We start from the raw sequence: 16,374 nt of genomic DNA on the forward strand, positions 1-16,374 counted from the left end.
ATCAATTTGGAATTTCAACAGTTCCAGAAGATGAATATTTAGGAATTGCTTTGGGAGGATTAACAAAGGGTGTATCCCCAATGGAAATGGCTTCAGCTTATACCACTTTTGCCAACAAAGGTGTACGTGCTAAGGGAAGATTTGTGACGAAAATTGTAGATGCTACTGGTGCGGTAATTGTTGATAATACTACTCCTCAAACAAATAAAGTGACAAGTGAGTCTGTTGCTGATAAAATGACAAGTATGTTACTAACAGTTTATGCACCTGGTGGAGGGGGAGCAAATGCTGCTCCTGCAGGTTATACAATTGCTGGAAAAACAGGTACTACGGAAACCGTTAATGGAGAAGATGGTGCACGAGATCAATGGATGATTGGTTATACACCTGATATGGTTGTTGCTACTTGGATGGGTTATGATGATTCTGCTAAATATTCATTGGCGGTATCAAGCACCCATGGAGTTGGTCCTTTATTCCAATTAGAAATGTATGGATTGTTAAGTACCTATCCAAAAAATACACCATTTGGAGTTTCTCCTGCTGTGACTGTTGAGAAAAAAGATTCGTCTTTAAATGTAGATGAGTTGATTCAAAGAGCAGAAGAAACAGGAAAACAAATATGGTCTAAAGTTCAAGAATGGACAGGGCAATTATGGAAAAAAATTGGGCAATAAAAATAAGAATCCTAAATTATTATTCTAAATTTAAATTGTCATCAAATTGTTATATAACTGCTCATGAAATGAAAACAAATAAGTGTATAATTGACAGAAAGATTAAATAGGGGGAAATCTATGAAACATAAAAAGTTATTATTAGGCTGTCTTTCAGCGTTAGCATTATTTACTGTTGGAACATATGCGAATACTACTACAGCGTATGCTGAAGAAACAGTAGTTAGCGGGAAATACATTTCTGATAGTAAAGAAGCGATTATTAATCGAATCAATGAAATTCGTAAAGAAGCTTATGAAGAAGGTTTAGTCGATCGTTATGTACCGATTAAATGGTCAACAGCTTTAGAAAAAATTGCTGAAATTCGTTCAGTAGAAGCTTCTGTTTTACTTGCTCATAGTCGTCCAAATGGAGAAAGTGACCCATTTAGTATTGTAAAAGATAACGTACGTAGTTATGGGGAAAATTTAGCCTGGAATAGTACAGGAGTATTAGAAGGAATTGAATATTTTTACGGTGAAAAAGCAGCTTATGTGAAATCGAAAGTAAACAATCAACCATTGGAAGTTGGAGAACAAATTGGACATTATTGGAATTTAATTCGTCCAGATTTTACTCATACAGCTTTAGTAGCTTTCCAAAAAGAAGGTAAAGGTGTGATTACAGCACAAGCATTTACCAATACGGAATGGTTAAAAGGAAATGGTTTTGATTCTAATTTATCAGAAGACTATTTAGGTCAAAATGGTGAAGCATCAGTTAACATTACAACTGGTGGTAAAATTGCCAAATCATCTTCTAAACAGACAACAACTGTAAAAAATGTAAATGCAACTTCGGAAAATAAAGAAGAGGCTAAATCTACTAGTCAATCGAAAGAAACAACCACTGTTTTAAATGGTTGGTCAGATCGTAGTTATTATAAAAATGGAGAAAAAGTAATTTCTCAATGGATTTATGATGCGAATTATTCTAGTTGGTTCTATCTTGATGCCGATGGAGAGTATTTAGAGAATTCTTGGAAAGGCGATTACTATTTAGAAGCTGGCGGTTATATGGCTAGTGGAGAATGGGTCTATGATGCCAATTATCAAAACTGGTTCTACTTACATGGTAATGGTAAATATGCTCGTGACTATTGGAAAGATTCATACTATTTAGGCCAAAATGGAGCATTAGCCCGTGATACATGGATTGGAAGCTATTATGTAGACGCAACAGGTAAATGGAATCCAGAAATGTAATTGAATGAAATGTCAACAAAAATTAGAATTTTATCTAATTTTTGTTGACATTTTTTGTTTCTAGCAGTACACTTCTAATAAAGTTAGATATTTATCTAATTTTATTAGAAAGTGAGGTTGAAATTTTGTGGGTATCATATTAAATAATGCAAATTTTAGAAAATTATGGTTTAGTAGTACATTTGCGGGAGCAGCGAGTAATATCATTCAATACGCATTGTCTCTCTATGTATTAGATAAGACGGGCTCTGCAACGGCTTTTGCTAGTATTCTTTCGATTATTATCTTCCCTAGAATACTATTTTCGCCAATTGCAGGTGTGTGGGGAGATCGAGTGGATCGACAAAAAGGATTAGTTTATACAACGCTGATGACGGTTATTACGTTATTGGTTTTTGGGATGGGGACTTATGTAACAAGTAATTTATCACTTGTAGCCATTTATGTTTTGGTTATTATTTTAGAATTGGTAGAAGTTTTTCAATCGGGTCCAATGATGAGTGTTTTACCTGCGATTGTAGAAGAAAGTCAACTGGCGTTAGCAAATACTTGGATGCAAGTGGATAATGGAATTGTAAATATTATTACACCATTTGTAGCAGCTTTCATTTATTCGACTTTTTCTATTACTGGTTCTTTATTCATTTCAGGGAGTATTTTATTTTTTACAATGATTGGCTATGCATTTATGAAAATTCCTGAACGTAAAGTTCAAAAACAAATGGATGAGGAGAAATCTGTTGTGAATAGTTTTTGGACAGATTTCAAAGATGGCATTAAAATTGCGTTTGAAATTCCAAATCTTATCATCGTCGTATTGCTGGCTTTATTTATTAACTTTTTAATGTCGCCTATTTTTGGAATTGTCATTACTTACTTTATCCGAGTGACGTTGAATTTTTCAAATACAGAATTTAGTATGTTTGAATCATTTGTAGCAGTAGTGAGTATGATTTCTCCACTCATTGCGTATCGTTTAATTAAAGATAGTAAAGAACCCGTTCACTTATTATTGAAATATACAGGGGGATTTGTTATTGGATTATTCGTGGTCATGTGTGGAACAATGGCTCGTGATATTTTTTTATTGAATCAATGGATGTCGTTAGCGGGTATTCTTGTAGGATTTATCCTTGTTTCTGTTTTAGCAACCTATATTAATATTCAATTATCAACTTTAGGTGCTAAAATGGTTCCAGAAGAATATTTAGGAAGAATTGGGACAACAATGGGGATGTTAGCTACGATTTCTGTTCCAATTGGTCAATTAGTTTTTGGGATGTTACTAGATGTTTCGAATGCTACAGTGTGTTTAGTTGTTTCTATTGTGGGATTAGTGGTATTCTTAATAGTAGCGAATCGTATGTATCAAGATTCTAGTCAGGAGGGGGCAAATGCAATTTAAACAAGAGCAGATGGAGTTTATCAATCAGCTGCTGTATCCAATATTGATATTGAAAAAGGATAGAGATGAGGAACGTCCTTCATCACCTTTAGAAGAGCAATTAGAAGTTATTGTAGAAGAAATGAGACATATGAGTGTTCCGTTGGAACCTTATAAAGATAATATTCTCTATTTCTATAAGGATGATGCTTTACGAATGTTTTTCGTCAATGTAAAAAATGTGCTCCGTTATCATTCTTTTGATGAGTATGCTGAAGTTTTACATTCGATGGATGAAAGTCAAATTAAGCAACAATTGATGACAAATATTGTAAAGCAAGATGAAGAAGAGGTAGAAGTAGAAGAAAAAGTTCAGGAGTTATTAGGAAATCAATTTGCTTTTCTAGATTTCTTAAAAAATTTGCCGATTGATGATACTGTACGTTGGAATTACTTTACGATTATGTCGCAGCCTAAAAAGTTTGTAGAAGATTTTATTTCTTTGCATCAAACATTGAAACCCATTTTTGAGAAAGTGTATGCAGAATATTTACCAATTTTAGAAAAATCTTATACGGAATTTGAAGCTACGATTCATGAGCATCCAACGATTTTAGCAGAGGCTTTTACTGGAACAAAGGAAATTGAAGAAATTGACTGGACATCGGATGAAATTTCAGTCATTCCAACCTTATTATTATCGGATTTCTATTTTCAAGATTCTGAATTATTAATACTAGGGGCAAAATCATTAGAAGTCATTCAACATGTCATCCAAACAAGATTGGATAAACAACAAGAGCGAATTAATGTTTTTAAAAATTTAGGAGATAAAACAAGATATCAAATATTTTGCGAGATTGCCAAAGGTACAAAGAGTGTTAAAAAAATTGCGGAACAATTAGGGATTACATCGGCAACAGTTTCGTATCATATTAATGAATTAGTCTTATCGAATATAGTAGTTCAAGGTTGGAATAAGAAGGATTGCCTAAAAGCAATTCACACGGAATTGATTACAGAAGTGATGAATGGATTAATGGAAGATAGTTTCATGACGAATACACTAGAGAATGAAGAATAATATGCTATAATAGCAATACAAAAGAATGTATGGAGGGATACAAATGAGTGATGTAAAATTAGTAAAACGTAGTGAAGTCGATCAATCGATTACTTGGGATATGACATTATTATATCCAAGTGATGAAGCATATCGTACAACATTAAAGGAAACAGAAGCTCAATTAAAGAGCTTCAAAGAAAAATATGAAGACAAACTAGCGGATTTAGAAGTATTAACTGCTGCTACTGAAGAATATGAAGCATTATATGAAACATTCTACCGTTTGTCTCATTATGCAGAATTACCAATGACTGTAGACCGTTTCAATGATACAGTGGTTGAAAATGCAACTTTATTTGAACAAGTAGCTAGTGCATGGGCTTTGAATATGAGTTTCTATGATACTGAAATTGTTGGATTAGATGAAAGTTTGTTACGCCAATTTGTGGCAGAAAAACGTCCAGATTTAGCATACTTTATTGAAAAAATTATTCGTGTTAAGGCACATACTTTATCCAAAGATGCAGAACAAGTTTTATCAAATATGTCTAGCTTACCAAGTTTCTATCAATTATATGAAGTAACAAAACATGAAGATATGGAATTTGACTCATTTGAAGCTGATGGAAAAACTTATGAAAATAGTTTTGTTTTATATGAAAACTTACATGAAATGGATAATCGTACAGAAGTTCGCCGTAATGCAGCGAAAAGTTTCTATAAAACATTAAATCGCTATAAAAATACAGTTGCAAATGAATATATTTCAACGATTAAAAAAGAAAAAATGCTTGCAACAATGCGTGGTTATGATAGTGTCATTGATTACTTATTAGACAAACAAGATGGGGATCGTGAATTATATGATCGCCAAATTCGTACATTGATGACAGATTTAGCACCACATATTCAACGTTATATTCGTTTATTAGCAAGAGAACATAATGTAGAGGATATGCAATTTGCAGATTGTAAAATCAATTTAGATCCTGATTTTGAGGTAGACATGTCTATTGAAGAATCTAGAGATTATTTGAAGAAAGCTCTTGGTATTTTAGGGGAAGACTATAAAGCGATGATTGACGAAAGTTACGACAAACGTTGGACTGACTTCCCACAAAATATTGGTAAGAGTACAGGTGGATTCTGTGCGACTGTTCCTAAAGTAGCAAGTTATATTTTATTATCATGGACTGGAAAAATGAATGAAGTATTCGTATTAGCTCATGAATTAGGACATGCGTACCACTTTAAACGTGTTGGAGAAGAGTTAACAATGTTTAATAATGAATGTTCATTATACTTTGTAGAAGCTCCATCAACATGTAACGAAGTTATTGTTTCAAATTATTTATTGAAAAATAGTACAGATGCTCGTTTCAAACGTTGGGTTATTAGTAATATGATTAGTCGTACTTACTTCCATAATATGGTCACTCACTATTTAGAAGCAGTATTCCAAGATCGTATTTATAAGATGGTAGATAATAATGAAATGTTAAATGCAGATGTGTTATCTAAAGTGAAACGTGAAGTAATGGAAGAGTTCTTCGGGGATAGTCTTGTAGTCAATGAAGGAGCAGAATTAACTTGGATGCGTCAACCTCACTATTATATGGGATTATATCCATATACTTATTCTGCAGGGTTAACAATTGGTACAGCAATTGCGAATAAGATTGAGGAAGATCCTTCTCAAGCACAAGTTTGGAAAGATACATTAGCATTAGGCGGTAGCCTATCTGCAAAAGATTTAGCACGTCATGCTGGATGTGATGTTTCGACAGAACAACCACTAAAAGAAGCCATTGCTTACGTAGGAAAATTAGTGGATCAATTATACGACCTTACTGAGGAATTGAAATAGGACTTGTCTGTGGTAGAAAAGGACGCAAGCAGCCTCGCTTTTGCGAGTCTCATTGCTAAACTTTGAGCCTAGGGTCTCAAAGTTTCCTTATGGCAGAAGCCAAGCGATGGCTTCTGCCATTTTTGCTACTGCGAAAGTCCATTTTACTTGAACGGAAATTTATGAGAGTGCGAAAAAATAGGATTTATCTGAAGTAGCAAAGGACGTAAATCTTTATGGCAGGAGCCGATAGTTTGGCTTCTGCCATTTTTGTTACTGTTAAGAAATAATACATTGACATCATCCAAAATAGTGATATGATGAATATGAAAACGCTTATAAATAAGAGGTGTTTCTTATGATTAAGTCAGTAAAAAATAGAAAAGTTAGATAGCTTACAATAATTTATATTTAGTGTGTGGTGGTAATCATGATATATAAAGTATGGAATGTCCCTAAATATGTACTTATATTTTTTATTATGATATTGGCTTCATTAGATGGAGTTCTAATATCTTCGTTGTTTAAAAATTTAATTGACTTGGCAAGTCAAGATAATCCTCAAGAATTTCTGCAATTAATTTGTGTTATTCTTTTGATCTATGCTATAGTGCTATTGTCAAATTACATTTATAATCGAATGAAATATCAGTTTGTTTTTGATGCTAATCTATATATAAAGAAAAAAATTATGCAAAATTTTTTGCTGCAAGATTCGAGAGCCTACTCAGAAGCAGAAGTGAAAAAAGAAACCCTTTCTTTTTTTATGAATGATCTAAAATTATTAGAAACAAATTATATTATTCCTTTTTTTGATATGTATTTGTATTTTTTTTATGCTTTTACGGCTTTTTTTTATAGTTTTTTTATAGATTCTGTTATAGCAATCATCTTTTTAGCATTTTCTCTTATTCCATCTATAGTACCGGTACTGTTTAAAAAAGTCTTAGCAGATAGAACGAAAAATTGGTCAACTTTAAATCAAGATTATACTGAAACCCTAAGTGAAACTATTGAATCTTCAGAAGAAATTAAAGAATTTTATACGGAAACGATTTTTATCAAACGATTTTTTTCAAGAGTATTTGAAACTGAAAAATCTTTTTTGATGCTTAATAATATGCAATCTTTATCCGTACTAGTCATTGGAAGTATATCTATTTTATGCTATATTTTTCCACTTGCTATAGGTGGATATTTTGTGATGTCACAGCAAACAAGTTTGTCCAATTTAATTGCCGTATTTTTTGCCTCTAACAGAATTATCACACCAGTAAAATTAGCGATTAATATTTATAATCAGTTTAATTCAGTAAAAACTATTAGAGAGAAAGTTGAGGAAGTGTTACAAAAGAATATCACTATGTCACAGCAAACGTATTTGCCTATAGAAAAAATATCGATAAAGTCGGGTAACGTGTCACTTGGAGGAAATCTGATTTTGAAGGACATCCAACTAGAGTTAACAAATAAAGATAAGGTGCTGGTGGTAGGAGAAAGTGGAGCCGGTAAAAGTATTTTATTAAACCTTGTTAAAGGGAACTTACCCTTAGATGAAGGAGATTATATTATTGAACCTAAAAATTCAAATTTAAATATGGCTTATCAAAAAGATTTCATCTTTAAAGACTCGTTAAGTTTTAATATTCTATTTTCTAATGAATTAGTTTCAGAAGTATTGAATAATATTTTTGAAATTGATAATAAATTTCCAAAAATGATTGATTATCAAGGGAAAAATCTATCAGGCGGGCAAATAAAACGTATTAATTTAGCAAGGATTTTAAGTCATGGAAATAGCCTACTTTTAGATGAACCTTTTTAAGGATTAAGTACTAAACAGTCAAGTTCTATTGAAACTTATTTATTGGAACATACTGAATTCTTGATGCTATCGACTCATGTTTTTCATGAAGAAAACCTCCCAAAGTATTCAATGTATATTGTAGTAGAAAATAAAACAATTACTGTATATAAGGAATTTTCTGAATTTAAGAAAACTAATTATTATCAACAGAATATTCATAGAATTTAAAGAAGAATATCTTAGAAAAGTTGAAAAAAAGAAGTTTCGCTTTTGCGAGACTTCTTTTTTCTATATAACTATTGATAAAACTATAAAATAAATCATTATTTCGTACGAATGCTAACTTCACCATACGATAATGTATGCAAACTTTTATCTTCTTTTTCAATTATTAAATGTCCATTTTCGTCAATATCTTTTGCAAAAGTATGATAAACATGGTTTCCTTCAATGACTTTGATAGCTTTTCCAATGACATTTGAGTGTTTTCTATAAGAATCGATAAAGCCTCTTTTAGAAAGATTTTCATAATAAAATGCCCATTTTTCTAAAAATGTCGTAATAAAATGATTACGATTAAAAGAGTGTGCTTCATATTCCTTTTTAGAAGAAAACATACTTCCCACAATTGAGTGTAATTCTTCAGGAAAGTTGTCTCGAGCTTCAATTAGATTAATGCCCATTCCAACAATAAGTGATTGTACTTGTTGAGACTCAAAATCACTTATGACCTCCGTCAAAATGCCTCCAACTTTTTTATCTTGATAAAATAAATCATTTACCCATTTGATATTCAGAGATTTCCCTGTTAATTCTTCTAACGTTTCTACACAAGCTACAGCTGTCGCACAAGTAATCAGAGACAAGTCTTCTAATGCTATAGTAGGGAATAAACAAAGACTAATATATAAACCCGTTTTAGCTGGAGAAACAAATTTTCTTCCTAAACGGCCTCTTCCAGCTGTTTGTTCTTCACTAATAAAAATAGCAGGAGTAGTAGAGTTTTGATTTGCATATAGTTTTGCTAGATCATTGGTGGAAGTAGTACTTTCCATTGTTTGAATGATCCAATCGATTGGATGATGCTGTTGAATGAGTTCTTGGTTAATTTGTTGTTCAGATAATACATCATTATTTTCAGATAAGGTATATCCTTTATTCGTAGAAGAATCGATGGCATAGCCTTCTTTTTTTAGTGATTGGATAGCTTTCCAAATTGAAGTACGAGATTTATTTAAAGCTAGTGCCATTTTTTCTCCAGAAATTGGTTCACCAGTGTGTTCTTGAAGATAGAGTAAAACAGCTTCTTTTGTAGTCATAAAAATCCTCCTTTAGTTGATTCAAATTGTATCGAGATAAGAAAAGATTGTCAACTTAACATTCATAAATGGGTGACAATTTTCAAGAAAGTTTTAAGTATGCCTTTTTGTAAAGGCATGGTATAATGGAAGGGAAGATGTTATGAGAGGATTTGAATCAATGAGAAAATTAGTCATTAATGGAGGAAAACCGCTAACTGGTGAAGTAACGATTAGTGGTGCTAAAAATAGTACAGTAGCATTAATTCCAGCTGCAATCTTAGCATCAGAACCAGTTGTATTAGAAGGTGTTCCAGATATTCAAGATGTAGCCGCATTAATAGAAATATTAAGAGATTTTAATGTTCATACGACTTTTGAAGAAGGAGTATTAACGATTGATCCAACAAATATGTTATCCATTCCAATGCCAAGTGGAAAAATTCAAAGTATGAGAGCTTCATATTATTTTATGGGAGCAACTCTTGCAAAATTTGGTGAAGGTGTTGTTGGACTTCCTGGAGGATGTTTCTTAGGACCAAGACCAATTGATCAACATATTAAAGGATTCAAAGCATTAGGAGCAGATGTTCGTAATGAAATGGGAGCCATTTATTTATTAACGAACGGTCAAGGATTAACAGGAACTCGTATTTATATGGACGTTGTATCCGTAGGAGCAACGATTAATATTTTATTAGCAGCTGTTCGTGCAAAAGGTAAAACGATTATTGAAAATGCTGCAAGAGAACCTGAGATTATTGATGTAGTTAATTTATTAAACAAAATGGGTGCCAATATTAAAGGTGCTGGTACTAGTGTGATTCGTATTGAAGGTGTAGATGAATTACACGGATGTCGTCATACGATTATTCCAGATAGAATTGAAGCAGGAACTTATTTATCGATTGCTGCAGCAGTTGGTGAAGGAGTGACGGTTAAGAATGTCATTTTTGAACATATTGAAGGCTTACTTGCAAAAATGGAAGAAATGGGCGTGAAAATGACGATTGGAGAAGAAGATATTTATGTAGCTCCTTCTAAAGATTTAAAAGCTGTAAGTATTAAAACATTACCTTATCCTGGTTTTGCAACTGATTTACAACAGCCAATTACGCCATTATTAATGAAAGCAACTGGAGAAGCAAAAATTATTGATACAATTTATCCAAAACGTGTCAATCATATCCCAGAATTAAATCGTATGGGAGCTTTAGGACGTGTAGAAAATGATGTGATCTCAATTACTGGTCCAACACCATTAACGGGTTGTGAAGTTGCTGCAAGTGATTTACGAGCAGGAGCAGCATTAGTTATTGCAGGTTTAATGGCTCAAGGAACAACAAAGATTAGCAATATTGAACATATTTTAAGAGGATATTCTCATATTGTAGAAAATTTACAACAATTAGGTGCCGATATTCAAATGATTGAAGAGGATTAAAATGTCAGAAACAATTGAAACTGTAACTTTACCAGTCTTGCAACAAAAGACTTTAAAAGAAATGTATGCTTTTGCCAAGCATTATAAAATTCCTTATTATGGACAAATGAATAAAAAAGAATTAGCTCTAGCAATTCTGAGAGCTCAAGAAGAAGCGACTGGATTCTTCCAAGTAGAAGGAGTATTAGATATTAATAATGCAGAAGGATTTGGTTTCCTTCGGCCAATTAACTATTCTACTAGTCAGGAAGATATTTATATTTCCTCTTCTCAAATTCGTAAATTTGCCTTAAGAAATGGTGACTTAGTAGCAGGGCCAGCTCGTCCTCCACGTACGGGTGAAAAGTTTAATGGACTAATGCAAGTTGGAGCAGTCAATGGGAAAGATCCTGAAGAAGCAAAAGAAAGAGATCATTTTCCGGGATTGACACCGTTATATCCTGAAAAACAAATGCAATTAGAAACGACTACTGGTAGAATTGCATCTAGAATGCTAGATTTAATTTGCCCAATTGGATTTGGGCAGCGTGGATTAATTGTGGCTCCACCGAAAGCTGGTAAAACAAGTTTATTAAAAGAAATTGCGAATGGAATTACAACTAATTATCCTGAAGCGGAATTAATTATTTTATTAATTGATGAACGACCAGAAGAAGTAACGGATATTGAGAGAACTGTAGATGCTGAAGTTGTATTTTCAACGTTTGATCAAACACCGGAACACCATATTAAAGTGAGTGAATTAGTTTTAGAGCGTGCATTGCGTTTAGTAGAAGATGGTCGTGATGTCATTGTCTTATTAGATAGTATTACACGTTTAGCACGTGCCTATAATTTAACAATTCCACCTTCTGGACGTACATTAAGTGGGGGAATTGATCCAGCAGCTTTTTATCGTCCTAAGAGATTTTTTGGTTCTGCAAGAAATATCGAAGATGGTGGTAGTTTAACAATTTTAGCAACAGCTTTAATTGAAACAGGTAGCCGTATGGATGATGTGATTTATGAGGAGTTTAAAGGGACAGGGAATGCGGAAGTTCATTTATCTCGTGAATTAGCAGAAAGACGTGTATTTCCTGCGATTGATGTGAAACGTTCAGGAACTCGTAAAGAGGAAATTTTATTGGAACCTCATGTTTTAGAAGCGGTATGGAAAGTTCGTAACACAATGAAGGGTGACGGGCTAGAAACAAGCGAGCAAATCGTGAAGCAATTAAGAGAAACGAAGAGTAACAAAGATTTTATAAAACGTACCGAATTATTGTAAAAATCATTCGAAAGACTTTTCTATAGTAGCAAGAGAACAGAAATAGCTTATAAATGCCAATCTCATGCTACTTGGAAAAGTCTCTTTTATTGGACGGACGAAAAGTGAATAGAAACAGAAAAATTTTCATGGTAGCCGGACGCCAGCAGACCTGACGGTTTCATGGCTAAAAATTGAGCCTAGGGTCTCAATTTTTCCTTGTAATAAAAGCCACAAGTTCAGTGGCTTTTATTACTGCTACTATGAAAATTTTTCTGTTTCTATTCACCTGAAAAGTTTTTTAACTTTATTCCGTATATTCTATTACGGGAAAATTTGAGACCAAGGCTCAAATTTCAGCCATGAGATTCGCGAAAGCAAAGCTGCTGGTGACCCAGCTACAGTAAAAATATTTTTTTCCATTCACTAGTAAAAACTGTTACTTTATTTCCGTTTTGACGTACTGAATTAGTTATGGTAGTATATATGCATAAAATTGCAACAAATTTACTTTGTGTTTAATATATGAACTGTTTTTTATATAGTGAGGAGTGAAAAAATGATTAAAAGTAAAAAAGATATGATGATTCAAGTTAATAATGAAAAAGAAGCTGAAAATATTAAAAACATATTTTTTGCTGACGGAACTCAAGTGATAGAAAGTGTAAAAAATAGATTTCAAAAAATTCAAAAATTAACATGGAGTGAAATAGAAGATGACATTAACAACAGAAGACAGTAATTCCTTTTTTAGGGAGATGCTAGAAAAAACGCAAGATTTTGATTGTACTGTTCAAGTTCTAAATGATTTTTTATTTCAACAGGCTGTTGAGGATAATTCGAAAGCAGTAAGTAGAACGCATTTTCTTATTCTAAATGATAGGATTGTTGGTTTTTATACAATTGCAATTGATAATGTTGATATTGATGTTATTAATAATAAAGCTGTAGAATATAGACTACCTGTTCTTAAAGTGGTTGCCCTAGCTGTAGATAAGAAGGTTCAAAATATGAGAATTGGTTCTATGATTATAAAACAAATTTATAAGAAAGTGATGAATTTGCATAAAGAAGTAGCTATTACTGGAGTCTATCTAATTGCTTATCGTAATGCAGTTGATTTTTATAAAAAAATGGGTTTTCATTTAATAGGTCCTGAATCCTTGTTAAATTTACCGACAATGAATGAGTTTAAAATGGTTATTAGTAGAGAAGAAATTAATAACTTAATTTCAGAGATGGATTAACAGTGATCATTGTATCCGTAAAGTCAAATACGTTTCTCAATTAAAAGAGAGTGAATAGGAACAGAAAAAATTTTCATAGTAGCAGTCATATAAGCCACAAGTTCAGTGGCTTATATGACAAGGAAAAATTGAGACCAAGGCTCAATTTTTAGTCAAGAGACCCCAAAGGGGGCTACTGGCGTCCGGCTACCATGAAAATTTTTTCTGTTCCTATTCACGAGTACAAGAAATTTTACTTTAATCCTTCCCATTCTGCGAAAAATTGGTTTAAATATTCTTTCATAAATTCATGTCGTCCTTTTGCGATTTCACGAGCTTCTGGTGTGTGTAACGTGTCAGACAACGTTAATAATTTTTCGTAAAAATGTCCAATAGCAGTATCTTCAAGTTGCTCAGCTTTCTCTAATATCTCTTGAGATTCTCCCGTATAAATCGGACGTTGGTGTGCGCCTGAATATACAAAAGTACGAGCAATAGCAATCGCTCCAATCGCATCTAGTCGATCCGCATCTTGAACAATTTTGTCTTCAATTAAAATAGGCGTAAGAGGATTCTTCCCATTGCGAAACCCAACAGCATCAATGGAGTATAGAATTTTTTTAATCAATTCTTTTGATAAACCATGTTGTACTAATAAATCTCTAACTTCTAGTTTAGCTTTTTCGACGTTATCGACAACTTTATGATCATATCGATCATGAAGTAGAGCAGCTAATTCAATATGAAGTTGATTAGCTTCGGGATAATTTGCAGCAATCTTTTTAGCATTTTTCCATACTCGTTCAATATGGTACCAATCATGCCCAGTATGTTCTTGAGTAAAAATTTTTTTCATTTCTTTTTGAATCGCATGAATAATTTCTCTATGATTCATAATTTATTCCTTTCTTTTATCGAATAAAAAGACTTTTGGAAATCCAAAAGTCTTTTTGTAAATGTTAATGTAAAACTTTATTTAAAAAGTCTCTTGTACGATTGTGTTGTGGATTTTTGAAGACTTGTTCTGGTGTTCCATCTTCAACAACATATCCACCATCCATGAAAATCACTCGGTTACTTACTTCACGGGCAAATCCCATTTCGTGAGTTACAACAACCATTGTCATTCCATCTTTTGCTAATTGTTGCATAACTTCTAGTACATCCCCAACCATTTCAGGGTCAAGAGCAGAAGTAGGTTCATCGAATAATAACATTTTTGGTTTCATTGCTAAAGCACGAGCAATGGCTACACGTTGTTTTTGTCCACCAGATAATGTTTTTGGATAAACATCTGCTTTATCTTCTAGTCCAACCATTCTTAATAATTCTAAAGCATGCTTGTCTGCATCTTCTTTCGTTTCACGTCCTAATTCAACAGGAGCTAATGTGATATTTTCTTTAATGGTTAAATGAGGGAATAAGTTAAAGTGTTGGAATACCATTCCGATTTCTTGACGCACAAAGTTCAAATCAGTGTTTTTATCCGTTAAATCATAACCATCCACGATCACTTTACCTTCTGTTGTTTTTTCTAGACGGTTTAAACAACGTAAAAATGTTGATTTTCCTGATCCAGAAGGACCGATAATACAAACGACTTGTCCTTCTTCGATTTCTAAATCAATCGATTTTAAGACTTCTAATTCACCGTAATTTTTTTTAAGGCCTTTTACTTCGATAATTGCCATCTTATGCTTTCCTTTCTAAACGTGCTGAAATTTTTGTAAGTAGAGTAATGACGATTAAATACATCATTCCAACAATAAACCACATTGAACTTGATTGTAAGTTTCTTGCAATAATTATTTTACCAGTTTGTGTTAATTCTACAAGTCCTATGATTGATAAAATTGATGTATCTTTTAAAGTAATGACAAATTGGTTAATAAATGAAGGAACCATTAAACGAATCGCTTGTGGCAAAATAATTTTTTGCATTGATTTGTAATATGGTAAACCTAAACTCATTGCTGCTTCGCTTTGCCCTTTATCGATTGCATTAATACCACCACGAACAATTTCAGCGATATAAGCAGCAGCATTTAATCCTAATGTCGTAATAGCTGCAATCGTAGCATCTAAACGAATATTGAATGCTTGAGGAATTCCGAAATAAATGAAAAATGTTAAAACAATTAGTGGAATACCACGCATAAAGTCAATGTAAATTGTTGCAATTGTTTCTAAAATTGAAATACGGCTAGTTCTCATTAATCCTAAAAGAACACCGATAATTGTTGCAATTGCAAGAGAAACAAATGTAATCCAAATTGTATTCCATAATCCGTTTAAAAGAGTAGGAGCGTTTGTTTTTAATAATCCTAATAAACTTGTATCTTCAGTAGAAGCAGTTGTTGAATCATCTGTTCCAATATATTTATTAATGATTTTATCGTATTCACCATTAGCTTTTAAAGTAGCTAATCCACGGTTAAAAGCTTCGATAAATTCAGTGTTTTGATTTTTTAATACGGCAACTCCATATTGAGTCACTTGTTCTTTATAAGAAGTTAATGTCATTGGTAAGTGATTACTGCGGATGGCATATCCTAATACTGGATAATCTTCGAAAGCAGCCACACTATTTCCGCTGACTACATCTTGATACATATTTGCTGAATCTTCAAAGGTTGAAATAGTAAAACCATATTGATCTTTAATAGAAGAAGCAAAACTAGCTCCTTGTGTACCAATTTTTACAGCGACATTTTTACCACGAAGTTCTTCGTAAGTGCTAATATTACTTGAAGTGCTTGCTGCCATTCCAATACCACTATCAAAGTATGAATCAGTGAAGTCAAATTTTTGTTTTCTTTCATCTGTCATACTCATCCCTGCGATAACTGCATCAACTTGTCCAGCTTCTAAAGCTTGAACAGCAGCGTTAAATCCTAAAGCTTTGATTTCAATTTCAAAATTTTCTTCTTTTGCGATAGCTTTTATTAAATCCATATCGATTCCAACATAATTACCAGAAGTATCTTGGAATTCAAATGGGGCAAAAGTGGTATCTGTTGCAATCGTATATTTTTTCGTAGCAGCTTCGATTGGAGTAGAAAGAAGGAAGAATAAAATTCCTAATAAGCTAATCCAGAAGCTCTTTTTCTTAATGTTCGTATGTATTTTCATAAA

At 32.8% G+C, this 16,374-nt stretch carries 14 protein-coding genes; 10 read left to right on the forward strand and 4 right to left on the reverse strand.

The window, feature by feature from the left end; all coding sequences use genetic code 11:
• The 6 genes from RWZ86_RS03265 to RWZ86_RS03290 all read left to right on the forward strand — a co-directional run.
• Window positions 1-677 (forward strand): penicillin-binding transpeptidase domain-containing protein (locus tag RWZ86_RS03265; protein ID WP_314679960.1); only part of this gene is annotated, 677 nt, incomplete at its 5' end.
• A gap of 120 nt (window positions 678-797) precedes the next feature.
• Complete coding sequence (locus RWZ86_RS03270; protein ID WP_314679961.1) at window positions 798-1,922, forward strand: hypothetical protein; 1,125 nt, start codon at window positions 798-800, stop codon at window positions 1,920-1,922.
• A gap of 127 nt (window positions 1,923-2,049) precedes the next feature.
• Complete coding sequence (locus tag RWZ86_RS03275) at window positions 2,050-3,327, forward strand: MFS transporter (RefSeq protein ID WP_314679963.1); 1,278 nt, start codon at window positions 2,050-2,052, stop codon at window positions 3,325-3,327.
• A complete protein-coding gene (locus tag RWZ86_RS03280) occupies window positions 3,317-4,390 on the forward strand; it encodes a winged helix-turn-helix domain-containing protein (protein ID WP_314679965.1) in 1,074 nt (357 codons plus the stop codon). Before RWZ86_RS03275 ends, RWZ86_RS03280 begins: the two co-directional genes overlap by 11 nt.
• Before the next feature lie 43 nt (window positions 4,391-4,433).
• Window positions 4,434-6,239, forward strand: coding sequence for an oligoendopeptidase F (gene pepF / locus RWZ86_RS03285; protein ID WP_314679967.1), 1,806 nt, complete (start codon window positions 4,434-4,436; stop codon window positions 6,237-6,239).
• Between the two features lie 409 nt (window positions 6,240-6,648).
• A complete protein-coding gene (locus RWZ86_RS03290) occupies window positions 6,649-8,043 on the forward strand; it encodes an ABC transporter ATP-binding protein (RefSeq protein WP_314679969.1) in 1,395 nt (464 codons plus the stop codon).
• Between the two features lie 305 nt (window positions 8,044-8,348).
• Here RWZ86_RS03290 and RWZ86_RS03295 read toward each other — a convergent pair whose 3' ends face one another.
• Window positions 8,349-9,344 carry a biotin--[acetyl-CoA-carboxylase] ligase gene (locus RWZ86_RS03295; RefSeq protein WP_314679971.1) on the reverse strand — a complete coding sequence of 332 codons (996 nt, stop codon included), beginning with the start codon at window positions 9,342-9,344 and terminating at the stop codon, window positions 8,349-8,351.
• Window positions 9,345-9,504: 160 nt separating this feature from the next.
• Between RWZ86_RS03295 and RWZ86_RS03300 the strand changes: the two genes are divergently transcribed.
• The 4 genes from RWZ86_RS03300 (at window position 9,505) to RWZ86_RS03315 (ending at window position 13,260) form a co-directional block, all read left to right on the forward strand.
• Complete coding sequence (locus RWZ86_RS03300) at window positions 9,505-10,767, forward strand: UDP-N-acetylglucosamine 1-carboxyvinyltransferase (RefSeq protein WP_314680017.1); 1,263 nt, start codon at window positions 9,505-9,507, stop codon at window positions 10,765-10,767.
• 1 nt (window position 10,768) lies between these two features.
• Entirely contained in the window at window positions 10,769-12,034 is a 1,266-nt protein-coding gene (gene rho / locus RWZ86_RS03305) for a transcription termination factor Rho (RefSeq protein WP_314679972.1), read from the forward strand.
• A gap of 538 nt (window positions 12,035-12,572) precedes the next feature.
• Window positions 12,573-12,755 carry a hypothetical protein gene (locus RWZ86_RS03310; RefSeq protein ID WP_314257039.1) on the forward strand — a complete coding sequence of 61 codons (183 nt, stop codon included), beginning with the start codon at window positions 12,573-12,575 and terminating at the stop codon, window positions 12,753-12,755.
• Window positions 12,730-13,260 carry a GNAT family N-acetyltransferase gene (locus RWZ86_RS03315; protein WP_314679974.1) on the forward strand — a complete coding sequence of 177 codons (531 nt, stop codon included), beginning with the start codon at window positions 12,730-12,732 and terminating at the stop codon, window positions 13,258-13,260. The genes RWZ86_RS03310 and RWZ86_RS03315 overlap by 26 nt, the downstream gene beginning before the upstream one ends.
• Before the next feature lie 232 nt (window positions 13,261-13,492).
• On the opposite strand, the gene RWZ86_RS03320 is transcribed toward RWZ86_RS03315, so the two are convergent.
• From RWZ86_RS03320 to RWZ86_RS03330, 3 genes are all read right to left on the reverse strand, one after another.
• Window positions 13,493-14,134 carry an HD domain-containing protein gene (locus tag RWZ86_RS03320; RefSeq protein WP_314679976.1) on the reverse strand — a complete coding sequence of 214 codons (642 nt, stop codon included), beginning with the start codon at window positions 14,132-14,134 and terminating at the stop codon, window positions 13,493-13,495.
• Window positions 14,135-14,198: 64 nt separating this feature from the next.
• Window positions 14,199-14,930 (reverse strand): amino acid ABC transporter ATP-binding protein, encoded by a 732-nt coding sequence (locus tag RWZ86_RS03325; RefSeq protein ID WP_314679978.1) that lies wholly within the window; start codon window positions 14,928-14,930, stop codon window positions 14,199-14,201.
• A gap of 1 nt (window position 14,931) precedes the next feature.
• The gene (locus RWZ86_RS03330; protein ID WP_314679979.1) at window positions 14,932-16,371 is read right to left on the reverse strand and encodes an ABC transporter substrate-binding protein/permease; all 1,440 of its coding nucleotides are present in this window, start codon (window positions 16,369-16,371) and stop codon (window positions 14,932-14,934) included.
• Between the last annotated feature and the right edge of the window lie 3 nt (window positions 16,372-16,374).

Origin of the sequence: uncultured Granulicatella sp., assembly GCF_963545075.1 — a bacterium.
In the GTDB taxonomy this organism is placed as follows: Bacteria; Bacillota; Bacilli; order Lactobacillales; family Aerococcaceae; genus Granulicatella.